The organism is Caballeronia sp. LZ003, from assembly GCF_031451465.1.
Lineage (GTDB): Bacteria > Pseudomonadota > Gammaproteobacteria > Burkholderiales > Burkholderiaceae > Caballeronia.
In genome coordinates this window covers 1,099,980-1,122,369 of the sequence record NZ_JARUXJ010000001.1, presented here as the reverse complement: position 1 = coordinate 1,122,369, position 22,390 = coordinate 1,099,980, and the positions used below count along the sequence as shown (strand labels likewise).

General features: G+C 63.2%; 16 protein-coding genes. 6 read left to right on the top strand and 10 right to left on the bottom strand.

Translation table 11 applies throughout. The features are described from left to right. Positions 1-537 precede the first annotated feature (537 nt). From QCE79_RS05150 to QCE79_RS05135, 4 genes are all read left to right on the top strand, one after another. On the top strand, positions 538-1,800 hold the full coding sequence (locus QCE79_RS05150; RefSeq protein WP_309845199.1) for a DUF3300 domain-containing protein: 1,263 nt from the start codon (positions 538-540) through the stop codon (positions 1,798-1,800). 42 nt (positions 1,801-1,842) lie between these two features. After that, positions 1,843-2,748, top strand: coding sequence for a DUF2950 domain-containing protein (locus tag QCE79_RS05145; RefSeq protein ID WP_404989047.1), 906 nt, complete (start codon positions 1,843-1,845; stop codon positions 2,746-2,748). A gap of 218 nt (positions 2,749-2,966) precedes the next feature. Then, the gene (folD, locus tag QCE79_RS05140; RefSeq protein WP_309842404.1) at positions 2,967-3,821 is read left to right on the top strand and encodes a bifunctional methylenetetrahydrofolate dehydrogenase/methenyltetrahydrofolate cyclohydrolase FolD; all 855 of its coding nucleotides are present in this window, start codon (positions 2,967-2,969) and stop codon (positions 3,819-3,821) included. A 198-nt stretch (positions 3,822-4,019) separates the two neighbouring features. After that, positions 4,020-6,125: a M3 family metallopeptidase gene (locus QCE79_RS05135; protein WP_309842402.1), complete on the top strand. Its 2,106-nt coding sequence runs from the start codon at positions 4,020-4,022 to the stop codon at positions 6,123-6,125. Positions 6,126-6,176: 51 nt separating this feature from the next. On the opposite strand, the gene QCE79_RS05130 is transcribed toward QCE79_RS05135, so the two are convergent. From QCE79_RS05130 to QCE79_RS05100, 7 genes are all read right to left on the bottom strand, one after another. Continuing rightward, on the bottom strand, positions 6,177-7,451 hold the full coding sequence (locus QCE79_RS05130; protein ID WP_244827594.1) for an amidohydrolase family protein: 1,275 nt from the start codon (positions 7,449-7,451) through the stop codon (positions 6,177-6,179). Positions 7,452-7,763: 312 nt separating this feature from the next. Further along, entirely contained in the window at positions 7,764-8,354 is a 591-nt protein-coding gene (locus QCE79_RS05125; RefSeq protein WP_250464325.1) for a GNAT family N-acetyltransferase, read from the bottom strand. Positions 8,355-8,635: 281 nt separating this feature from the next. Beyond that, positions 8,636-11,377: a sensor histidine kinase KdpD gene (locus QCE79_RS05120; protein ID WP_309842398.1), complete on the bottom strand. Its 2,742-nt coding sequence runs from the start codon at positions 11,375-11,377 to the stop codon at positions 8,636-8,638. Between the two features lie 32 nt (positions 11,378-11,409). Then, a complete protein-coding gene (gene kdpC, locus QCE79_RS05115; protein ID WP_309842394.1) occupies positions 11,410-11,967 on the bottom strand; it encodes a potassium-transporting ATPase subunit KdpC in 558 nt (185 codons plus the stop codon). Positions 11,968-11,978: 11 nt separating this feature from the next. Beyond that, complete coding sequence (gene kdpB / locus QCE79_RS05110) at positions 11,979-14,111, bottom strand: potassium-transporting ATPase subunit KdpB (RefSeq protein WP_309842391.1); 2,133 nt, start codon at positions 14,109-14,111, stop codon at positions 11,979-11,981. Between the two features lie 14 nt (positions 14,112-14,125). Next, complete coding sequence (gene kdpA / locus QCE79_RS05105) at positions 14,126-15,907, bottom strand: potassium-transporting ATPase subunit KdpA (protein WP_309842388.1); 1,782 nt, start codon at positions 15,905-15,907, stop codon at positions 14,126-14,128. Next, entirely contained in the window at positions 15,904-15,999 is a 96-nt protein-coding gene (locus QCE79_RS05100; RefSeq protein WP_244827589.1) for a potassium-transporting ATPase subunit F, read from the bottom strand. The genes kdpA and QCE79_RS05100 overlap by 4 nt, the downstream gene beginning before the upstream one ends. A 369-nt stretch (positions 16,000-16,368) precedes the next feature. On the opposite strand from QCE79_RS05100, the gene xth reads away from it, so the two are divergent. Further along, positions 16,369-17,145, top strand: a complete 777-nt coding sequence (xth, locus tag QCE79_RS05095; RefSeq protein ID WP_309842384.1) for an exodeoxyribonuclease III — start codon at positions 16,369-16,371, stop codon at positions 17,143-17,145. A gap of 16 nt (positions 17,146-17,161) precedes the next feature. On the opposite strand, the gene ntrC is transcribed toward xth, so the two are convergent. The 3 genes from ntrC to glnA form a co-directional block, all read right to left on the bottom strand. After that, complete coding sequence (ntrC, locus tag QCE79_RS05090) at positions 17,162-18,640, bottom strand: nitrogen regulation protein NR(I) (protein ID WP_309842381.1); 1,479 nt, start codon at positions 18,638-18,640, stop codon at positions 17,162-17,164. A 133-nt stretch (positions 18,641-18,773) separates the two neighbouring features. Next, on the bottom strand, positions 18,774-19,916 hold the full coding sequence (gene glnL / locus QCE79_RS05085; RefSeq protein WP_309842379.1) for a nitrogen regulation protein NR(II): 1,143 nt from the start codon (positions 19,914-19,916) through the stop codon (positions 18,774-18,776). A gap of 206 nt (positions 19,917-20,122) precedes the next feature. Then, a complete protein-coding gene (gene glnA, locus QCE79_RS05080) occupies positions 20,123-21,538 on the bottom strand; it encodes a type I glutamate--ammonia ligase (protein WP_244827585.1) in 1,416 nt (471 codons plus the stop codon). 376 nt (positions 21,539-21,914) lie between these two features. Here glnA and QCE79_RS05075 point away from each other — a divergent pair, with 376 nt between their 5' ends. Next, on the top strand, positions 21,915-22,379 hold the full coding sequence (locus tag QCE79_RS05075; RefSeq protein WP_309842374.1) for a rhodanese-like domain-containing protein: 465 nt from the start codon (positions 21,915-21,917) through the stop codon (positions 22,377-22,379). Positions 22,380-22,390 lie beyond the last annotated feature (11 nt).

Here is a 22,390-nt window from a genome sequence, read left to right as displayed (position 1 = left end):
CCTTCAACCATACGGCCGGCATTCGATGCTGGCCGTATGCGTATTTGCGCTTCCAATTCACGCGCCCTTCTCTCGGCATTCCTTCGTTGTCCGCGCATGCAAAACGTGATATTTCGTGGATCACGTTGACACATTACAAGGGCGGCCCGTAACTTGACCGCACCCTCCTTACGGGAACGAGGTCATGCACGACAACGCATTCGTCGCCTTTTCAAACGGTGCTTCGGCACGCGGGCAAACGTTTGAATTGAGTGCTGCCAAAAGCAGCGTGATTGCCTCGGTGCTTGCTTCGCTTCACTGCCTTCATCGGCTTCGCTCTTACTTTTCGTACCGCCAGTCCATCCCGCTGGTTCACGCTCATCTCTCGCGCATGTCGCGTCATGCGGCGGCGTGTGCGTGTCTGTCGGGCGCCAAGGTCGCGCCCGAAGCATCGAATACCGTGCAACGGAGGAACTGAAATTGACCGCTCATCGCACCCGTTTGACCCGGCCCGCGCGGCAAGCCCGCATGCTCGCGCTGTGCGCGGCGCTTGCCGCCATGCCGCTCGCCGCGCTGCATTGCTCGTCCGTGCTTGCGCAGACTCAAGGCGCGGCCAGTACGGCGCCCAAGCTCGGCAATCAGCAACTCGACGCGCTCACCGCGCCCGTCGCGCTTTATCCCGATGCGCTGCTCGCGCAAGTGCTGATGGCGTCGACGTATCCGCAAGAGGTCACCGAGGCCGCGCAATGGTCGAAGACCAACTCGAACATCAAGGGCGACGATGCCGTCAAGGCCGTGCAGTCCGAGCCGTGGGACCCGAGCGTGCAATCGCTCGTTGCTTTCCCGCAGGCGCTCGCGACGATGGCATCCAAGCCCGACTGGATGACGCAACTTGGCAACGCGTTCATTGCGCAGCCGAGCGACGTGATGGACTCCGTGCAGCGCTTGCGCCGCGCCGCGCAGACAGCGGGCAATCTCAAGAGCACGGAGCAGCAGAAGATCGTGGTCGAGCAGCAGACTATCCAGATTCAGCCTGCCAATCCGCAAGTGGTCTACGTGCCGACCTACAACCCGACGGTCGTGTACGGCGCGTGGCCGTATCCCGCGTATCCGCCGGTGTACGTGCCGCCGCCGCCCGGCTATGCGATCGCCACCGGATTCGCGACGGGGCTCGCGTTCGGCGCGGGCATCGCGGTTGCGAATTCGTTGTGGGGCAATTGCGACTGGAACCACGGCAATGTGAACGTGAACGTCAATCGGTACAACAACATCAACGTGAACAATCGCCTGAACGCGAACAGCAATAACGTGAACTGGAACCGCAACGACCCGCAGTTCAACCGGAACAACGTCGCGAACCGGGAAAACAACTTCAACAATCAGAATCTCGGCGCGGCCAACCGCGATCAGTATCGCGGCCGTAACGACGCCCGCGCGCAGGCCGCACAGACGCTGCAGCAGCGCACCGGCCAGAACCTCAACCAGAATGCGAGTCAGCGCGTGCAGAACATTCGGCAAGGCGGCGGTCAGAACGCGCTCGACAACAACGGCGTGCGGCAGCGTGCGCAGAGCGTGAATCGCGATAACGCGCTGCGCGGCGCGGGCGACGGCAATACGGCCCGGCAGGACGCTCAGCGCGGGCAAGCGAGCAGGCAGTCGTTCGCGAGTCAGCAGAATCGCGTGGGCGACAACGGCGGCGGCGTGCAGCGCCCAGGCCTTGGTGCGGGCGGCGGCGGCGTGCAGCGCGAAGGCGGCTTCGGCGGCGGAGGTTTTCACGGCGGTGGCGGACTTGGCGGTGGCGGAGGTTTTCATCGCCGTTGATCGTGTCGCGCCCCATGTCCCCATCCGCTACAGGAGCCTGAGATGACGTTTAACCAAGCACTCGCACTTTCACGCGCCTTCTGCGCCGCACTCGCTTTCATGTCGTTGTCGATGCCCATGCTCGCGCACGCGCAGGCCATTTATCCGTCGCCAGAAGCCGCCGCGGAGGCGCTCACCGATGCCATCGCCTCCAACGACGAAACCGCGCTTTCCAAGGTGCTCGGCAAGGACCACGCGCAGTATGTGCCGACCGACAGCATCGGCGAGCAGGATATCTATCAGTACCTTGGCTCGTGGGCCAAGGGGCATCGCATCGTCGAAGATGCCAAGCCGCTCGGCGGCCGTCGCAGCGCGCACGTGGAAGTGGGCGACAGCGGCTGGACGCTGCCGATCCCGCTCGTGAAGGCGGCCCAGGGCTGGCGCTTCGACATGCCCGCCGCGCGCGATGAAGTGCTGACGCGGCGCATTGGCCGCAACGAGCGTTCGGTGATCCAGGTCGCGCTCGCTTTCGTCGATGCTCAAAACGACTTTCGGAAGCTCACGAACCACTACGCGCTGCGCTTTCTGAGCACGCACGGCACGCACGACGGCCTTTACTGGGACGCCGCGCCCGGTGAACCCGAAAGCCCGCTCGGCCCGCTCGCCGCCACCATGCCCGACAAGACCGACACGGCCGATGCCTACTACGGTTATCACTACCGCATTCTCACGGCGCAGGGGCCGCATGCGAAAGGCGGCGCGATGAACTACCTGCAGGACGGAAACCTGAGCCGGGGTTTCGCCATGATCGCGTGGCCGGCAAAGTATGGGCAGACGGGCGTGATGTCGTTCATCGTCAATCAGGACGGGCAGGCGTACGAGAAGAATCTGGGCGCAGCGACGCCGCGCACGGCGGCGGCGATCAAGTCGTTCGATCCGGATTCGTCGTGGCAGCCGGTCGCGCAGTGAGAAGGCCGGCCTGAACGATGCGCGCGTCGCCGAATCGGAGCGGCGACGCGCACCGCCCAGAACGCCACGAAGCCCTCGGCGGTATAATTTCGCCCTTCCCCAGGGTGCGAAGACACCCGGCGATGCCCGCGAACAAACGCGGCATCATCGCGCCGGGCGCTGCGAGTCCGACGCCCGGACATCTCTCTCGCCCATCCTCGATCCGAATCCGATTCGCCATGACTGCCCAACTTATCGACGGCAACGCCCTCTCCAAGACTCTTCGCGCCGATGTCGCCCGGCGCGCCGCCGCCCTCACCGCTCGCGGCCAAAAACCCGGCCTCGCGGTCGTGCTGGTGGGCGACAATCCGGCAAGCGAGGTCTACGTGCGCAACAAGGTCAAGGCGTGCCACGACAACGGCCTGCATTCGGTGTTCGACCGCTTTCCCGCGACGCTCGCCGAGAACGAATTGCTCGCGCACATCGACAAGCTGAACGCCGATCCCGCGATCCACGGCATTCTCGTGCAATTGCCGCTGCCCGCGCATATCGACAGCCATAAGGTGATCGAAGCGATCGCGCCGCAAAAGGACGTCGACGGCTTCCACGTCGCCAACGCGGGCGCGCTCCTGACGGGCAAGCCGCTCTTTCGCCCGTGCACGCCCTATGGCGTGATGAAGATGTTCGAGGCGCACGGCATCGACCTGAAGGGCGCGAACGCGGTGGTGATCGGCCGCTCGAATATCGTCGGCAAGCCCATGGCGCTCCTGCTCCTCGAAGCGGGCGCGACCGTCACCATCTGCCACAGCAAGACGCGCGATATCGCCAGCTTCACGCGCAACGCCGATGTCGTCGTGGCCGCCACGGGCCGCCGCAATATCCTAACCGCCGACATGGTGAAGCCGGGCGCAACGGTGATCGACGTCGGCATGAATCGCGACGATGCCGGCAAGCTCTGCGGCGACGTGGATTTTGCGAACGTGAAGGAAGTGGCCGGCTTCATCACGCCGGTGCCGGGCGGCGTCGGACCGATGACCATCACCATGTTGCTCGTCAACACCGTCGAAGCGGCCGAACGCGCGGCGCTCGACTGAGCGGTCAAGCGACCAAGCGACCAAGCGACCGGAGCTGGCACGAAAAGAATTTCATCCATTAATCGGCCCGTTAAAAACAAAACATTGGATTTTGCCCACGCCGCCCTTAAATAATGCTCGAATAGAGCAAACGAACGAAGGTTTGGGCGCCTCGCGCCCGCACCCGAATCAGCATGTATTAGCAAGTAAGGGAGAGTCATGAGCGATACCATCCAAGCCACCACGAACGCCGCAGCCAATCCGCTGCTCGATTTTTCCGACCTGCCGCGTTTTGGGGACATCAAGCCCGAACATGTGACGCCCGCGCTCGACGTGCTGCTCGCCGCCGCGAAAGCCGCCGTCGATCGCGCGAGCGCGCCCGAGACGCCCGCCACCTGGACGGATATCGTGGAGGCAGTCGAACTCGAATCGGAGAAGCTGTCGCGCGCGTGGGGAGTCGTCGGCCATCTGAACGCGGTGGCGGACACGCCCGAACTGCGTGCCGCTCACGCCGCGAATCTGCCGCGCGTGACCGAGTTCTCGGCGAGCGTCGGTCAGAATCTCGCCCTCTACGAAAAGTACAAGGCGATTGCGGCCGGCCCCGACTTCGAGAGCCTCTCCCCCGAGCGCAAGAAGATTCTCGAGAACTCGCTGCGCGACTTCCGTCTGTCCGGCGCGGAGCTTTCCGAGGACCGCAAGCCGCGCTTCGCCCAGTTGCAGGAAGAACAGGCCGCGCTCTCGAAGGCGTTTTCGGATCACGTGCTCGATTCGACCAACGCATATGCGTATTACGTCACGCAGCAAAGCGAACTTGCAGGCCTGCCCGACGACGTGATCGAAGCGGCACACGAAGCCGCCCAGCGCGAAGGCAAGGAAGGCTGGAAGTTCACGCTGCACTTCCCGTCGTATTTCCCGGTGCTGCAGTATTCGGAGCATCGGCCGATGCGTGAGGCGATGTATCGCGCGTATGTCACGCGTGCGTCGGAACTCGGCGAGACCTACGGCAAGGGCCGGGCCGAGTGGGACAACACGCGGAACATCGTGGAGAACCTGGCGCTGCGTCTCGAAGAAGCGCGCACGCTTGGCTACCAGAACTTCGCGGAAGTGTCGCTTGCACCGAAGATGGCCGAGTCGCCCGCGCAAGTGATCGCGTTCCTGGAAGACCTCGCAAAGCGCGCGCGTCCCTATGCCGAAAACGACTGGATGGAACTGCGCGCGTTCGCCGCCACCGAACTCGGCATGCCCGAACTGCAACCGTGGGACATCGCGTTTGCGGCGGAGCGTCTGCGTCAGAAGCGCTATTCGTTCTCCGAGAACGAAGTGAAGCAGTACTTTCCGCAGGAAGCCGTGCTCAAGGGGCTGTTCAAGGTCACCGAAACGCTCTTCAACGTCTCGATCCGCCGTGACGAAGCCGCCGTCTGGAACAAGGACGTGCGCTTCTTCCGTGTGGAAAACCAGGACGGCACGCTCGTCGCGCAGTTCTACCTCGACCTGTACGCGCGCGAAGGCAAGCGCGGCGGCGCATGGATGGACGACGCCCGCTCACGCCACAAGCGCGCGCAAGGCGGCGTGCAGACGCCGGTCGCCTATCTCACCTGCAACTTCTCGGCGCCCGTCGGCAACAAGCCTGCGTGCTTCACCCACGACGAAGTCATCACGCTGTTCCATGAATTCGGCCACGGTCTGCATCACATGCTGACGCGTATCGAGGAAATGGGCGTGTCGGGCATTAACGGCGTCGAGTGGGATGCGGTCGAATTGCCGTCGCAGTTCATGGAGAACTTTTGTTGGGAGTGGGACGTGCTGACCGACATGTCGTCGCACGTCGAAACGGGCGCACCGCTGCCGCGCGAACTCTTCGACAAGATGCTGGCGGCCAAGAATTTCCAAAGCGGTCTCGGCACCTTGCGGCAGATCGTGTTCTCCATGTTCGATCTCGTCCTGCACACGTCTTACGATCCGGCGGACAGCACGCAGAACGTCAACGACCTGGCGCGCGAGATCAACGAGAAGTTCCACGTGATTCCGCAAACCTCGTTTTCGCGCTGGCCGAACACGTTCAGCCATATCTTCGCGGGCGGTTATGCGGCCGGCTACTACAGCTACAAGTGGGCCGAAGTGCTTTCCGCCGATGCCTACGCCGCGTTCGAGGAAGCCGCGAAGCTCGCGAACGGTTCGGTGCTGGACGCGCAGACGGGAACGCGGTATCGCCGGGAGATTCTCGAAGTCGGCGGCAGCCGTCCCGCGATGGATTCGTTCAAGGCCTTTCGCGGACGCGAGCCGAACATCGACGCGCTGTTGAGGCATAACGGCATGGCGGGATAAATCGAAAAGGGGGCTTCGGCCCCCTTCGTTTTTATCCGCGTTATTGTCCGCCTAGCGCCAGAGTTTGAAGTCGACGCTTGGCGGCCGTCCCTCCAGCGCAAGCGTTGCGCGCACGGCAGGACTTCGGCTCACGACCTTTCCTCGTCTCACCACGGCCACGCGCGCCGCGCGCAGGCGAATGGCTTCGATCGGATCGCGTGCGTCGAGCACGACGCAATCCGCGTTGCATCCCACTTCCAGCCCGTAACCTTCGATGCCCAGAATGCGCGCAGGCGTCGTCGTCACCGCATCGAACGCGGCGCGCATGCCGTCCTGGCTCGTCATCTGCGCGACGTGCAATCCCATGTGCGCCACTTCAAGCATGTCACCGGAGCCCAGGCTGTACCACGGGTCCATCACGCAGTCGTGTCCGAAGGCAACATCGACGCCCGCCGCCATCAGCTCGGGCACGCGCGTCATGCCCCGCCGCTTCGGATACGTATCCGATCTGCCTTGCAACGTGATGTTAATGAGCGGATTGGCAATCGCCGCGACGCCCGACTCGCGAATCAGCGGGATGAGCTTGCTCACGTAGTAGTTGTCCATCGAATGCATGGACGTAAGATGCGAGCCGGTCACGCGGCCTTGCAGACCGAGCCGGTGCGTTTCGGCGGCGAGCGTTTCGATGTGACGCGACATGGGATCGTCCGATTCGTCGCAGTGCATGTCGACACGCAAACCCTGCTCCGCCGCGTATTCGCACAGCAGTTTCACGGACGCCGCACCGTCGGCCATGGTGCGTTCGAAGTGCGGAATGCCGCCGACCACATCGACGCCGAGCGCAATCGAGCGCTTGAGATTTTCGAACGCGCCGGCGCTGCGCAGCACGCCGTCTTGCGGAAACGCGACGAGTTGCAAATCGAGATACGGCTTCACGCGCCGCTTGACTTCGAGCAAGGCTTCGACCGCGAGCAGACGCGGATCGCAGACATCGACGTGCGTGCGAATGGCGAGCAAGCCGCGCCCGACCGCCCAGTCGCAATATTGCATCGCGCGTTCGACGAGCGCTTCCTGCGTGAGTTCGGGCTTGAGTTCGCCCCACAGCGCGATGCCTTCCAGCAGGGTGCCGGACGCGTTCACGCGCGGCAAGCCGTAAGAGAGCGTCGCGTCCATGTGGAAGTGGGCATCGACGAAAGGCGCGGTGACGAGCGAACCGTCGGCGTCGATTTCCTCGCGCGCGGTGGCGCTCAAATGCGGCTCGATGGCGACGATGCGTCCCGCTTCCATGCCGATGTCGACCAATTCGCGACCGCGCACGAGCGCCGCGCGGCGAATGATGAGATCCATGTTAGAACCCTCCGCTGTAAGGCTGTTCGTCCGATTGTAGCGGGACAGAAAAGCCGTGCGGGCTTGTTTGGATGACGCGCAAAGCGCGCTAGTGGGCTGTGCGTTGCGATGTTGCGGCGTTTGGAGGACAGATGCCACGTTAAGACAACGTGCCGACCTTGCCGGATGACGCGCGTTACAAGCGCGTGCTCGTCTCGCGCGGCAGAGCGGCGTACTAGCGAAAAGGCGCATCGCCTCGCATGGCAAAGCGCACGCGACGATGCGCTCACGCGCCACTTCGTCGCCTTCATGCACGCGCGGAGAAAGACCCCGCTACGCCTGGCCTTCGAGCTTGGCAAGCAACGTCGCTTTGACGCCGGGCCATTCGTCGTCGATGATCGAAAAGCGCACCGAGTTGCGCTTGCGGCCATCGGGCATGATGCGTTCGTGCCGCACGATTCCTTCCTGTTTCGCGCCGATGCCGAGTATCGCCGCGCGCGACTTCGCATTGAGTTCGTCGGTGGTGAACTGCACGCGCACGCACTGCATGGTTTCAAACGCGTGCGTGAGCAGGAGCAGCTTGGCTTCGGTGTTGATGCCCGTGCGTTGCGCCGATGCCGCGAGCCACGTATGACCGATCTCCTGCTTGCGGTTCGCGCGATCGATTTTCCAGAAGCGCGTGCTACCGACAACCTTGCCCGTATCGCGGCGCACGATCACGAATGGCATGACGGTGCCGGCATCGCGACCGGCGAGCGCGGCATCGATATAGCGGGCGATGGTGTCGGCGTTCGGCACGACGGTGACCGCGAGATTCCAGAGCTCGCCGTCGGCGGCGGCATCGAGCAAGGCTTGGGCGTCATCGCGTTGCAGCGGGCGAAGCTGAACGCGCGGTCCTTCGAGCGTCGGTTGAGGATCGGTCATGGCGTTTTGTGAGCGTGGCGGCGAATGGCATGATCGCATGGAGGCGCGGGCTTCGGCACGCCGCCAGACGGCCGAGGTCTACAGGAAGCCAAAGTGTGCCCGCTGATTCATGGCATTCGTGAATGGCGACGACCCTATTGAGCCGGGCAGCACCGCTCGTCGTCTGCGCGTCCGATATCGTGAGAACGCGTCCGGTTCGTCTACGGAGCCGCAAGGTAAACGTTAATCGAAAAGACCGCGCGCCCGACACGCGAGATTTCCGGCTCGAGCCATCACGCCGCTCAACCCGCCATATCGCCATCCCGTTGCGGCGCTTCAGCCTCCTCGTCCTGCGGCATGTCCCTAGGCATCGCCTCCTCCACCGGCAACGTGAACCAGAACCGCGCGCCGCCATCGGCACGATTCTCCGCGCCGATGCGCCCGCCATGCGCCTCGACAATCGCCCGGCAGATCGCAAGCCCAAGCCCGATGCCCGGTTTCGCCGACTCCTTCTCCCCACGCGTGAACTTCTCGAACAAGCGCCCTTCGCTACCGGCAGGCACGCCCGGACCGTCGTCGTCGATACACACGCGCACGACGCGGCCATCGCCATCCTGCTCGGCCGCCGCGCTTATGCGTATGGCGGAACCCGCAGGCGTGTACTTCGCCGCGTTCTCCAGAAGGTTCGCGAAGAGCCGCTCCATCAGCACGGCATCGAGCATGAGAAGCGGCAGATCGGCGGGAACGCGCACCTGCACCGGACGGCCGGCGAGCGTCCGGCGCATGACGTTGAGTGCCGCGCCGACGGTCTCCTCGAGCATCGACCATTGACGGTTGAGCCGCACCGCGCCCGCCTGCAAACGCGCCATGTCGAGCAGATTCGTCACGAGCCCGCTCATGCGCAACGCTTCCTCGTGGATCGCATGAATCAGCTCGCGCGACGACGCTTCCGACGCCCCGCCCTCCAGCAACGACGCAAAGCCGACGATCGATGTCAGAGGCGTGCGCAGATCGTGCGATATCGCGGCCAGCAAGGCATTGCGCATGCGCTCCGATTCCATGTTGACGAGCGCGTCCTGCGCGATCTCCACGTAATGCACGCGCTCCAGCGCCAGCGCGATTTGCGCCGCGAAGGTTTCGATCATGCGCCGCTGCTCCGGCACGGCGAATTCGGCCTCGCGTCCCGTGACGAGCGCGAGCACGCCGCGCGTGCGCATCGGCGCCTTGAGCGGCAAGTAGAGCGCCGCAGCGGCTGGCAGCGTTTCCGCGCCATGTCCCGCGGGCTTTTGCTGATCGTAGACCCACTGCGCGATATCGATATCCAGACGCGCGGCATCAAGCGCCGTGTCGGGATTCGGCTCGCCCACTTTCTGGCGCACTTGTTCGGCGGCATCGGGCAGCAGAATCGCGACCTTCGCCTGAAAAATCTCCGCGACATGGCGCGTGCCGATCTCGATGATCTGCTCGGTCATCAACGCGGCCGCAAGCTCCTTGGTCATCGCGTACATGGCGCTCGTGCGCCGTTCCCGTTGCGATGCAATGCGCGCCTCGCGCCGCAAACTCGACGTGAGATGGCTGATGGTGAGCGAAGTCAGCAGCATCACGATGAAGGTCAGCAAATACTGCGTGTCCGTCACGGAGAACGACAGCGTCGGCGGCACGAAGAAGTAATCGAACGCGGCGACGGAGAGAAACGAGAGCATGACGCCCGGCCCGCGTCCGAGCCGTACCGCCGCGAAGATCACGCCCAGCAGATACAGCATCACGAGATTAGTGATCGCGAAATGGCGCGCTTCCAGGAAGTTCGCGACGACCGTAATGGCCGCACCGATGACGAGCGCAAGAAGGTACGCATGCGGCGGCGAATGCGCGGTAAACGACATTGCGTAGTTCGTGCGCGGTTCGTCGCGTGGACCGGTGGACACGAGCGTCACGTCGATATCCGCCGCCTGCCGCACGATGCGCTCGGTCATCGGCGTATCGAAGAGGCGCCGCCATCCGCCGGGCAAGGACGCACCCGCCACGAGCTTCGACACGTTGCGCATGCGCGCATAAGCGATGAGCGTGGCCGCCGCATCGGCGCCATCCAGCGTGACGGTTTCCGCGCCGAGTTCGGCGGCGAGCTTGAGGGCGTCGAAGGTGCGTTGACGCGTGTCATCGGGAAGGCGTTGCAGGCGCGGCGTCTCCACGTACACCGCGAGCCAGTCCGCCTTCAGCGCGCTCGCGAGCCGCGCCGCCGCACGCACCAGCGCCGCGCTTTCCGGGCCCGGACCGATGCACGCGATCAGCCGTTCGCGCGCGCGCCAAATGCGCTCGATGGACTGATCGGCACGATACTCGCGCATCTGCGCATCCACGCGATCGGCGGTGCGCCGCAACGCCAGTTCGCGCAGCGCGATGAGATTGCCCTTGCGAAAGAAGTTGCGCACCGCATGCTCGGCCTGTTGCGGCAGATAGACCTTGCCGTCGCGCAGACGGTCGAGCAACTCTTCGGGCGGCAGGTCGACGAGCGTGACTTCGTCGGCGCGATCGAACACGCGGTCGGGCACCGTCTCCCATACGCGAATGCCGGTGATACGCCCGACGATATCGTTGAGACTTTCGAGGTGCTGGACATTGACCGTGGTGTATACGTCGATGCCCGCATCGAGCAGTTCCTGCACGTCCTGCCAGCGCTTCAGATGCCGCAAACCTTGCACGTTCGCGTGCGCAAGTTCGTCGACGAGGATCAGTTGCGGCTTGCGGGCGAGCGCGGCGTCGAGATCGAATTCGGCGAGAAGCCGCCCGCGATACTCGATGCGCGCAGGCGGCAGAACGTCGACTCCTTCGAGCAGCGCAAGCGTCTCTTTCCGCCCATGCGTTTCGACGACGCCCGCGACCACGTCGACACCCTCTTCGCGCAAACGCCGCGCGGCCTGCAACATGGCGAACGTCTTGCCTACACCCGCCGATGCTCCGAAAAAAATCTTCAGCCGGCCGCGCTGACGCTGCGCTTCCTCACGTTGCAGCTTGTCGAGGAGTTCATCGGGAGTGGGACGGGTCATCGTGGGCGGCGGATTGCTTCAAGCGTGATCGATCATCGAACATCGTCGAGCGCGAGATTCAATTTAAGCACATTCACTCGCGGCTCTCCGAAGAGACCGAACTGTCTACCGGACGTTGCCCGCGCGACGAGCGTTTCGACCCGTGCGCGCGGCAGGCCGCGCGCCTTCGCCACGCGTTCGACCTGATACGCCGCCGCTGCCGGACTGATCTCGGGATCGAGCCCGCTGCCCGAAGACGTCACGAGGTCGACAGGCGCGGACGCCGGATCGTCGAGCGCGGTGATCCGCGACTTGATCTCATCGGCGAGCGCGGGATTCGTCGGACCGAGGTTCGAGCCGCTCGACGCGCTCGCGTTATACGGGTTCGGCGTGGTCGCCGAGAGACGGCCCCAGAAGTAGCGCGGGGCATCGAATTGCTGGCCGATCAGTTCCGAACCGACCGCCTTCCCATCTCGCTCGATGATGCTGCCGTTCGCCCGATGCGAGAACGCCGCCTGTCCGAGCGCCGTCACGATGGCCGGATAAAGCAAGCCGGTCACGACAGTCAGCGCGAGCAGCAGCACGATCGCGGGACGCAAGAGGTTCTTCATGTTCATCTCCATTATTGCCAGCCGAGTGCGCTGATGGTCATGTCGATCAGCTTGATGACCGGAAACGGCAACACGATGCCGCCCAGCCCGTAGATCAGCAAATTACGCCGCAAGAGCGAAGCTGCGCCGAGCGCGCGATACTTCACGCCCTTCAACGCGAGCGGAATCAGAAACACGATGATCAGCGCATTGAAGATCACCGCCGAGAGAATCGCCGACGACGGCGACGCGAGATGCATCACGTCGAGCACGCGCAATTGCGGATACGTCGTCGCGAACGCGGCCGGGATGATCGCGAAATACTTGGCCACGTCGTTGGCGATGGAAAACGTGGTGAGCGAACCGCGCGTCATCAGCATCTGCTTGCCGATCTCGACGATCTCGATCAGCTTGGTCGGATTCGAATCGAGATCGACCATGTTGCCCGCTTCCTTCGCGGCCTGCGTGCCGGTGTTCATCGCGACGGCGACATCGGCCTGGGCGAGCGCGGGCGCGTCGTTGGTGCCGTCGCCGGTCATCGCCACGAGCCGCCCTTCGGCCTGATGCGCGCGGATGGTCGCGAGCTTCGTCTCCGGCGTGGCTTCGGCGAGATAATCGTCGACGCCCGCTTCGGCGGCAATCGCGGCGGCGGTCAAGCGGTTGTCGCCCGTCACCATCACGGTCTTGATGCCCATCTTGCGCAGTTCGGCAAAGCGCTCGCGAATACCGCCCTTCACGATGTCCTTCAGCTCGATCACGCCGAGCGCGCGCGCGCCGCCTTCGAGCATGCGTTCCGCGACGACGAGCGGCGTGCCGCCGCGTCGCGCGATTTCATCCACGGCGCTCTGCACTTCCTGCGGAAAACGCCCGCCGTGTTCCTCGATGTACTTCTTCACCGCGAGCGCCGCGCCCTTGCGAATCTCGCGGTCGGGAAGATCCACCCCGCTCATGCGCGTCTGCGCGGAGAACGCCAGAAACGTCGCGTGCAAGGTGGCCATGTCGCGTTCGCGGATGTTGAAGCGTTGCTTGGCCAGCACCACGATGCTGCGTCCTTCCGGCGTTTCGTCGGCGAGCGAGGCGAGTTGCGCGGCATCGGCGAGTTCGCGTTCATCGACCCGCGGCGCGGGCGCGAACGACGACGCCTGCCGGTTGCCGAGCGTGATCGTGCCGGTCTTGTCGAGCAGGAGCACGTCGACATCGCCGGCGGCTTCGACCGCGCGGCCCGAGGTCGCGATGACGTTCGCCTGCATCATGCGGCTCATCCCCGCCACGCCGATGGCGGACAGCAGGCCGCCGATGGTCGTCGGGATCAGGCAGACGAGCAAGGCCACGAGCGCGGTGATGCTCACTACGTGGCCCGCCTTCGCGGCATCGACGGCGAACATGGAGAACGGCAAGAGGCTCGCGGTGGCGAACAGCAAGACGAGCGTGAGCGCGACGAGCAAGATGGTGAGCGCGATTTCGTTCGGCGTCTTCTGACGCTTCGCGCCTTCGACCATGGCGATCATGCGGTCGAGAAACGCCTCGCCCGGATTCACGCTCACTCGCACGACGATCCAGTCCGACAGCACGCGCGTGCCGCCCGTCACCGACGAGAAGTCGCCGCCCGACTCGCGGATCACGGGCGCGGATTCACCCGTGATCGCGGATTCATCGACCGATGCCACGCCTTCGATCACTTCGCCATCGGCGGGAATCGCGTCGCCGGCTTCGACGAGCACGACATCGCCGCGCCGCAGATCCGTCGATGCGACGATGCGGATCGGCGACTTCGGATGCGGCTCGTTGAGCTTTTTGGCGACCACGTTGTGCTTGGCGTTGCGCAACGACGCCGCCTGCGCCTTCGAGCGCCCTTCCGCGAGCGCTTCCGCGAAGTTGGCGAAGAGCACCGTGAACCACAGCCATAACGCGATCGCGAGGATGAAGCCCGCGGGCGCTTCGGCCTGGCCCGCGAGCGCGGCGATCCAGAGCACGGTCGTGAGAATGCTGCCGACGTACACGCAGAACATCACGGGGTTTCGCAACTGCGTGCGCGGCGCGAGCTTGACGAACGAATCGACGATCGCGGGCTTCACGAGCGCGGGATCGAACATCGAACGGGCCGCCGTGCGCGTCTGCCCGGTATTGTCCGGACGATGCAGCGGCGCTTGATTCATTTGATTCATGCTTTCCTCGAGATTCAGTGGCCGGCGATCATGCCGAGATGCTCGACGACCGGCCCGAGCGCGAGCGCGGGGACGTACGTGAGCGCGCCGACCAGCACCAGCGTGCCGAGCAGCAACACGACGAAGAGCGGTCCGTGCGTGGGCAGCGTGCCCGCCGTCACCGCGAGGCGCTTCTTGGCCGCGAGCGATCCCGCGATGGCGAGCACCGGAATGATCGAACCGAAGCGGCCGAACCACATCGCGATGCCGAGCAGGACGTTATAGAACGGCGTGTTCACCGAAAGGCCCCCGAACGCGCTGCCGTTGTTGTTGGCGGCGGAACTGAAGGCATAGAGCACTTCGGAGAAGCCGTGCGCGCCGGGATTGGCGATACCCGCCGTTCCCGCCACGCTCAGCACGGCGATCGAGGTGCCCGCGAGCACGATGAACGGCGTGAGCAAAATGGTGATCGACACCATCTTCATCTCGAACGATTCGATCTTCTTTCCCGCGTATTCGGGCGTGCGGCCGATCATCAGCCCCGCGACGAACACCGCGAGCAACGCGAACACGAGCATGCCGTAAAGCCCCGACCCGACGCCGCCGAAGATCACTTCGCCAAGCTGGATGAGCAGCATCGGCACGAGCCCGCCGAGCGGCGTCAGCGAATCGTGCATGTTGTTGACGGCGCCGCATGAGGCCGCGGTCGTCGCCACCGTGAAGATGCCCGATTGCGCAATGCCGAAGCGCGTTTCCTTGCCTTCCATGTTGCCGCCCGATTGCAGCGCGGACGCGGTCGTATCGACATGCAGCGACGCATAGACCGGATTGGCCGACTGTTCCGCCGCGATCTCGCTCCAGCAGGCGGCGGCGAACGCGATGGTCATGGCCGCGAGCACCGCATAGCCTTGCCGCTTGTCGCCGACCATGCGCCCGAAGACGACGCATAACGCCGCCGGAATGACGAGCATGGCGAGCATCTGCACGAAGTTTGCAAACGGCGTCGGGTTCTCGTACGGATGCGCGGAGTTTGCGTTGAAGAAGCCGCCACCGTTGGTGCCGAGCATCTTGATGGCTTCCTGCGACGCGACGGGGCCCATCGGCAGCGTTTGCTTGTCGTTCTCGAGCGTTTGCGTGACGGCCTTGCCTTGCGCGTCCGTCGACTGCGTCTGATACGTCGTGACTTGCAGCGTCGAGACGTCCCGATACGCCTTGAAGTTTTGGATCACGCCCTGACTCACGAGCAACACCGACACGACGACAGCAAGCGGCGCGAGCACGTACAACGTTGTGCGCGTGAGATCGACCCAGAAGTTGCCGATGGTCTGCACCGAATGCCGCTTGAAACCGCGAATCAGCGCGATGACGACGGCGATGCCCGTCGCCGCCGAAAGGAAGTTCTGCACGGTCAGGCCGAGCATTTGCGCGAGATAGCCGAGCGTGCTTTCACCGCCGTAGTCCTGCCAGTTCGTGTTGGTCACGAAGCTCACGGCGGTGTTGAAGGCGGCGTCGGGCGTCATCGCGCCGAAGCCTTGCGGGTTGGCGGGCAGCAGATGCTGCACGCGCAGCAAGCCGTACAGCGCGAGCGTGCCGAGCGCGTTAAAGAGCAGCACGGCGAGTGCGTAGTGCTTCCACGACATTTCCGCTTCGGGGTCGACGCCGGCCATGCGGTAGATGAATCGTTCGACGGGTCGTGTCTTTCTCACGATCACCGATGAGCCATCGAGCACGTTCGCGATGTATCGGCCGAGCGGGATGGCGAGCGCGATCAGCACGACGATGAAGAGTGCTGTCTGCATCAGCGAATTGGCGTTCATTCTAGGTTCTCCGCGTCGAGAAGCGCATAAACGAGGTACGCGAAGAGCAGCAGCGTCGAGGCGGCGGCGAGCCACATCATCCAGGCGTTCATGCGCGGCCTCCCTGAACGCGGTTGCGCAGTAGCGCGCAGCCACGCGTGAGGGCCACGCACAGGGCCCAGAACAGGGCTATGCCGGCGAGGTAAAGCAGGTCCATTGAGACGTTCTCCCCTATCGGTTTTCGGATAGGGTGGAGATTAGGGGAGGACGCGTAAAGGGTTGGATAAGGTTGGAGGGGGCGGTGTAAAAATGGTGTAAAGAGGCGCTTCGACCGCAGCTTCGCGAAGCACGCGCCAGGCTGCCGAAGCCGATCCGCCATGACATGGCGGTATCATTCGGGATGGCTATCCGCACTTGAATTGCCTTGCGCACGAAGTCCGGCGCACTCGACCTCACCAGAACCAAAGATAATCGTCGTCCCCATGAAAATCGCCACCTGGAACGTCAACTCGCTCAAAGTCCGCCAGCAGCACGTCATCGACTGGCTGGCTTCCTCCAACGTCGACGTCCTGTGTCTTCAGGAACTCAAGCTCCCCGACGAAAAGTTTCCGCGCGCCGAACTCGCGGCTGTCGGTTTCAAAAGCTGGTTCGCGGGACAGAAGACCTATAACGGCGTCGGCATTCTGGTGCGCGACGGCATGGAAGTGGACGAGGTGAACGTCATTCGCAACATCCCCGGTTTCGAGGATTTGCAGCAGCGCGTGATCGCGGCGACGGTGGAAGGCGTGCGCATTGTGTCGGCGTATTTTCCGAACGGCCAGGCGCCCGGCACCGAGAAGTTCGCCTACAAAATGCGCTGGCTCGACGCGCTGCGTGAATGGCTGCGCGGTGAGATGGCGCATCATCCGAAGCTCGCGTTACTCGGCGACTACAACATCGCGCCAGACGACCGCGACGTGCACGACCCGAAAGCGTGGGAAGGACAGAATCTCGTATCGCCCGAGGAGCGCGCGCACTTCGTGCAACTCGTCGAACTCGGCCTGACCGATGCCTTCCGCAAGTTCAAGCAGCCCGAAAAGCTCTACACGTGGTGGGATTATCGAATGATGGCGTTCCGCCGCAATATGGGTCTGCGTATCGACCATATCTTGTTGTCGGCGGAACTCTCGGCGCTATGCACTTCATGCGAAGTCGATAAAGCGCCGCGCAAATGGGACCAGCCATCCGACCACGCGCCGGTGATCGCGACGCTCGGCTGACCCCATCTGCTCCAAATCACGCGTCCAGATGCAGTTCCTGAATCTTGCGCGTGATGGTATTGCGGCCAATGCCCAGACGCTCGGCCGCTTCTACTTTCCGGCCGCGCGTGAAGTCGAGTGCTTCGCGAATCACGGCAGCCTCGAAACGGCGCGCGAGTTCGTCCATGACATCGGCCGAATTCTCACGCAAAAGGCGCGCGACTTCCGTGCGCAAGCCGTTCTCCCAGACGCCAGCCGGCGTTTCGGCCAACGGCGCCGCGACGCCGTTGGTGACTGCGGGCCCCGCCGTCATCGCGCCATCGGGCAACACCGCAATGCTCTCCGCCGACGCATAGTCCTGTCGCGGCGTGAGGTCGGGTGGCAAGTCCTTCTGCTCGATGACTTGCGCGGGCGCCATCACCGTCAGCCAGTTGCACAAGTTCTCCAACTGGCGCACGTTGCCCGGAAACGGCAGCGACGCCAGATAAGCAATCGCTTCATCCGAAACGCGCTTGGGCTCGACGCCCAAATCACGCGCGCTCTTCTGCAAAAAATGCCGCGTGAGCAAGGGAATGTCTTCGCTGCGTTCACGCAACGCGGGCAAGCGCAGGCGAATCACGTTGAGCCGGTGATACAAGTCCTCGCGAAACAAACCCTGCCGCACGCGCGATTCGAGATTCTGATGCGTCGCCGCGATCACGCGCACGTTCGCCTTGAGCGGATTGTGTCCGCCCACGCGATAAAACTGTCCATCGGAGAGCACGCGCAGCAAGCGGGTCTGCAAGTCGAACGGCATGTCGCCGATTTCATCGAGAAACAGCGTGCCGTTTTCCGCCTGCTCGAAACGCCCTTGCCGCATGGCCTGCGCGCCGGTGAACGCGCCGCGCTCGTGACCGAATAGTTCGGATTCCAACAGATCCTTCGGAATCGCCGCCGTATTCAGCGCGATGAACGGTCCGTTCGCGCGCGGGCTATGTCGGTGCAAGGCGCGCGCGACAAGCTCCTTTCCGGTGCCTGATTCGCCCGTGATGAGCACGGTCGCCGCCGAATGCGACAATCGGCCGATGGCGCGAAACATGTCCTGCATGGCCGGCGCCTGGCCGAGCATCTCGGGCGTTTCCGTCACGCGCTCGTCGAAGGCGGACTCGCCGCGCATGGACTCGTCGACGGCGCGGCGGATCAGCTCGACGGCCTTGTCGACATCGAAAGGCTTCGCGAGATATTCGAACGCGCCGCCCTGGAATGCGGCCACCGCGCTATCCAGATCCGAGAACGCCGTCATGATGATGACTGGCAAGCCCGGCAAGCGGTCACGCACCGTTTGCAGCAATTCGAGGCCCGAGCCGCCTGGCATGCGGATGTCGGAGACGAGCACTTGCGGGCTGTCGTGCTCGAGCGCGGCGAGCGCATCGCGCACGCCGGAGAAACTGCGCGTCGTGAAGTTCTCACGTGCGAGTGCTTTCTCAAGCACCCATCGGATTGATTGGTCGTCGTCTACTATCCAGATCGGCTTCATATCGTTCGGCGAGAAGTCTTCGTGTGGTTCGGTGTGAGCCCGTCGAAACGGTCAGGCTTCAAGGCTTGGAGCGCAATCGCGTCGTAAATTGGCGGCCAGGAATGTGCGTCGTTTGGATTCAGGTCGATGATCCTCAGTTTCCGAATGGCAACAGCATGGCGAACTCGGTGCAACCGGGCTTGCTCTCCACTTCGATCAGCCCGTCGTGCTGATGCACGAACGACTGCGCGAGCGTAAGACCCAGACCGCTGCCATCTTCCCGGCCCGACACGAGCGGAAAGAAAATCCGGTCGCGAATCTCACTAGGAATGCCGGGACCGTTGTCAGTGATATGCAAGTCCAATGCCAGTATGTGCAGCTTTTTGCCAATGGTCACCTTGCGCGCAATGCGCGTACGCAGTTCGATCTTCGCGTCGCCTTGCGAGATGCGCTCTCTCAACGCTTCGGCCGCGTTGCGCACGATGTTGAGGAGCGCTTGAATCAGTTGTTCCTTGTCGCCGCGCAGGTCGGGCACGCTCACGTCGTAATCGCGTTCGATGGTGAGGCCGCGCGGAAACTCCGCGAGGATCACCGCGCGCACGCGCTCGCAGACTTCGTGGATGTTCACATCGCCGACGATATGCGGATGCCGGTGCGGTTCCAGCAAGCGATCGACGAGCGTCTGCAGCCGATCCGATTCCTTGATGATGACCTGCGTGTATTCGCGCAACTCGTCGCGTTCGCGCGCGCCGAGTTCGAACTCGAGCAGCTGCGCGGCCCCGCGAATGCCGCCGAGCGGGTTTTTGATCTCGTGCGCGAGGTTGCGGATGAGCTGCTTGTTCACCGCCGTGAGATCGTGAATGCGCTCTTCGCGGTCGGTGCGCAAATGCCGTTCGTTCTCGAAGAGTTCGAGCAGCACGTAATCGGTGGCGACTTCCAGATACGCGACGATCGCATGCACGTGAAACGCCTCGCGCCCGGGGCGTTCGAGCATGGCATCGAGCCGCGTCGCGTTGAAGCGGTTTTCCGCGATGGATGCGATGGTCGTCGCCAATTCCTCGGAGTTGGCGAAGAGATTGGGCCAGTGCGTCTGCGTGAGTTGCTTGCGCGACATCTCCAGCATCGACTCCGCCGACGGGTTCGCGTACGCGATGCGCTGCGTGCGTTTGTCGAGCACGAGCACGACGGTCGGCAACGCTTCGAGTCCCGGCAGAAGACCGGTTCCCGCGAGTTGGGTGTCGTCGGAGAGTGCGTCGGCATGCCCTTTGCGGGCCTTGATCAGATTCTTAAGCACCATCGAGCTTTAAAAAGGGTGGCCAATGAGGTCGCTCGTGAAACTCGATCTTCTTCTTTCTTTGTGACTGCATGTGACACGCATCAGCCACGCGGCGATTAAAAAAGGGACGGCGCGCCGTCCCTTTTTCGTGTTCGCCTAGGGCATGCGCCGCGCGCTTCATCGACCAGCCGTCTACGAAGCGCATCGACGTCATGCGTTGGCGGCGCTTACAGCGAGTAGTACATCTCGAACTCGACCGGATGCACCGACTGACGATAACGTTGCAGCTCGTTCGTCTTCAGTTCGATGTACGCGTCGAGCATCGAATCCGTGAACACGCCGCCGCGCGTCAGGAACTCGCGATCCGCGTCGAGTGCGTCGAGTGCCTGATCGAGGCCGGCACACACGGTCGGGATCTTTGCATCTTCTTCCGGCGGCAGGTCGTACAGATTCTTGTCCGCGGCTTCGCCCGGATGAATCTTGTTCTGCACGCCGTCGAGACCCGCCATCATCAGCGCGGAGAAGCACAGGTACGGATTCGCGAGCGGATCCGGGAAGCGCGTTTCGATACGGCGGCCCTTCGGGTTGCTCACGTGCGGAATGCGGATGGATGCCGAACGGTTGCGAGCCGAGTAAGCCAGCTTCACAGGCGCTTCGAAGTGCGGCACGAGACGCTTGTACGAGTTCGTACCCGGATTCGTGATCGCGTTCAGCGCGCGTGCATGCTTGATGATGCCGCCGATGTAGAACAGCGCGAATTCCGACAGCCCCGCGTAGCCATTGCCCGCGAACAGGTTCTGACCGTCCTTCCAGATCGACTGGTGAACGTGCATGCCCGAACCGTTGTCGCCGACGATAGGCTTCGGCATGAACGTCGCCGTCTTGCCGTACGTATGCGCCACGTTGTGGATGATGTACTTCATCTGCTGCAGCCAGTCCGCGCGCTGAACCAGCGTCGAGAACTTGGTGCCGATTTCGTTCTGGCCCTGGCCCGCCACTTCGTGGTGGTGAACTTCGACCGGAATGCCGATCTGTTCGAGCAACAGGCACATTTCAGAACGCATGTCCTGGAACGTGTCGACCGGCGCGACCGGGAAATAGCCGCCCTTCGTGCCCGGACGGTGGCCGGTGTTGCCGCCTTCGAATTCCTTCGCCGACGACCACGGCGCTTCTTCCGAGCCGATCTTGACGAACGTGCCCGACTGATCCGTGTTCCATTGCACCGAGTCGAAAATGAAGAATTCCGGCTCCGGACCGAAGAACGCGGTGTCGCCGAGACCCGAGCTCTTCAGATATGCCTCAGCGCGCTTCGACAGCGAACGCGGGTCGCGCTCGTAGCCCTTGCCGTCGGCCGGCTCGACCACGTCGCAGGTCAGAACCAGCGTGGATTCTTCGTAGAACGGGTCGATGAACGCGGTATCCGCATCGGGGATGAGCAACATGTCCGATGCTTCGATGCCCTTCCAGCCGGCGATGGACGAACCGTCGAAAGCGTGGCCGCTTTCAAATTTGTCTTCGTCGAATGCCGAGACCGGCACGGAAACGTGTTGTTCTTTGCCGCGCGTGTCGGTGAAGCGGAAATCGACAAACTTGACGTCTTCGTCCTTGACGAGCTGAATGACGTCGGCCACGGATTTACTCATTACCTATCTCCTGATTAACAAAAGTCGGCGAAAACCTTTCGCCGCCCCGACCGAATCCTGTACCGCTGAAACAATCGTGGTTTGAAAAGCAGCTTCCATGCCAAGCGCACCAATCTTGCGCTAAGCAATTGAAGCGGCGCGCGTTTTTTGTGAAACGATGATGCTTTATCGAGCCGGCCGCTTAGTCGTAAGCCGACCGTTCGCACTAATTCGGTGCGCGACAATTCGGATCTACCGAGGCGCGCCCGATTTTCGTGCATTCGTCTTATCTTGCACCAATTTGACGCAGTAAGGTTGCCGCGATTCCAGCCCTCGGCACCGCTCAGAGTCTGGCACGCTAAAATGAATTTTTGCGCTTTACCGGAGACTACGCGCCATGAGCACGCTCGAACAACTTTATGGCCAGGCCGCGAGCCGGGCCACGGAAAACAAGCTGACCTACGCGGGCGCCTTCCTTCCCGCCGAAGCCTTCGAACTGCTGCAACTCGACCCGCGTACGCGTCTCGTCGATGTCCGCACACGCGCCGAACTCGACTGGGTCGGACGTCCCGCTGTCGATGGCGCGCAATACGCGCATATCGAATGGATTCGCTATCCCGGCTCGGTGCCGAACGGCGAGTTTATCGAACAATTGCGGCAGGTCGCCACTCCGGATACGCCGGTGCTCTTTCTGTGCCGCAGCGCCGCGCGCTCCAAGCTCGCCGCGGTCGCCGCGCAGAAAGAAGGGTTCATGAAAGCGTATGACCTGCTCGAAGGTTTCGAGGGAGACAAAAACGGGCAAGGGCATCGGAAGACGGTGTCGGGATGGTGCTTTCGCGGCTTGCCTTGGATGGGCGCATAAGCGTCGCCGTT

Excerpts from the sequence above, each read along its gene's own strand:
- QCE79_RS05120 (WP_309842398.1), bottom strand. The coding sequence starts at position 11,377 with ATGACCCGTCCCACTCCCGATGAACTCCTCGACAAGCTGCAACGTGAG.
- glnA (WP_244827585.1), bottom strand. The coding sequence starts at position 21,538 with ATGAGTAAATCCGTGGCCGACGTCATTCAGCTCGTCAAGGACGAAGAC.
- kdpB (WP_309842391.1), bottom strand. The coding sequence starts at position 14,111 with ATGAATCAAATGAATCAAGCGCCGCTGCATCGTCCGGACAATACCGGG.
- QCE79_RS05150 (WP_309845199.1), top strand. The coding sequence starts at position 538 with ATGCCGCTCGCCGCGCTGCATTGCTCGTCCGTGCTTGCGCAGACTCAA.
- kdpA (WP_309842388.1), bottom strand. The coding sequence starts at position 15,907 with ATGAACGCCAATTCGCTGATGCAGACAGCACTCTTCATCGTCGTGCTG.
- QCE79_RS05135 (WP_309842402.1), top strand. The coding sequence starts at position 4,020 with ATGAGCGATACCATCCAAGCCACCACGAACGCCGCAGCCAATCCGCTG.
- xth (WP_309842384.1), top strand. The coding sequence starts at position 16,369 with ATGAAAATCGCCACCTGGAACGTCAACTCGCTCAAAGTCCGCCAGCAG.
- ntrC (WP_309842381.1), bottom strand. The coding sequence starts at position 18,640 with ATGAAGCCGATCTGGATAGTAGACGACGACCAATCAATCCGATGGGTG.
- QCE79_RS05125 (WP_250464325.1), bottom strand. The coding sequence starts at position 8,354 with ATGACCGATCCTCAACCGACGCTCGAAGGACCGCGCGTTCAGCTTCGC.
- QCE79_RS05130 (WP_244827594.1), bottom strand. The coding sequence starts at position 7,451 with ATGGATCTCATCATTCGCCGCGCGGCGCTCGTGCGCGGTCGCGAATTG.
- QCE79_RS05145 (WP_404989047.1), top strand. The coding sequence starts at position 1,843 with ATGACGTTTAACCAAGCACTCGCACTTTCACGCGCCTTCTGCGCCGCA.
- QCE79_RS05100 (WP_244827589.1), bottom strand. The coding sequence starts at position 15,999 with ATGAACGCCTGGATGATGTGGCTCGCCGCCGCCTCGACGCTGCTGCTC.
- glnL (WP_309842379.1), bottom strand. The coding sequence starts at position 19,916 with ATGGTGCTTAAGAATCTGATCAAGGCCCGCAAAGGGCATGCCGACGCA.
- folD (WP_309842404.1), top strand. The coding sequence starts at position 2,967 with ATGACTGCCCAACTTATCGACGGCAACGCCCTCTCCAAGACTCTTCGC.
- QCE79_RS05075 (WP_309842374.1), top strand. The coding sequence starts at position 21,915 with ATGAGCACGCTCGAACAACTTTATGGCCAGGCCGCGAGCCGGGCCACG.
- kdpC (WP_309842394.1), bottom strand. The coding sequence starts at position 11,967 with ATGAAGAACCTCTTGCGTCCCGCGATCGTGCTGCTGCTCGCGCTGACT.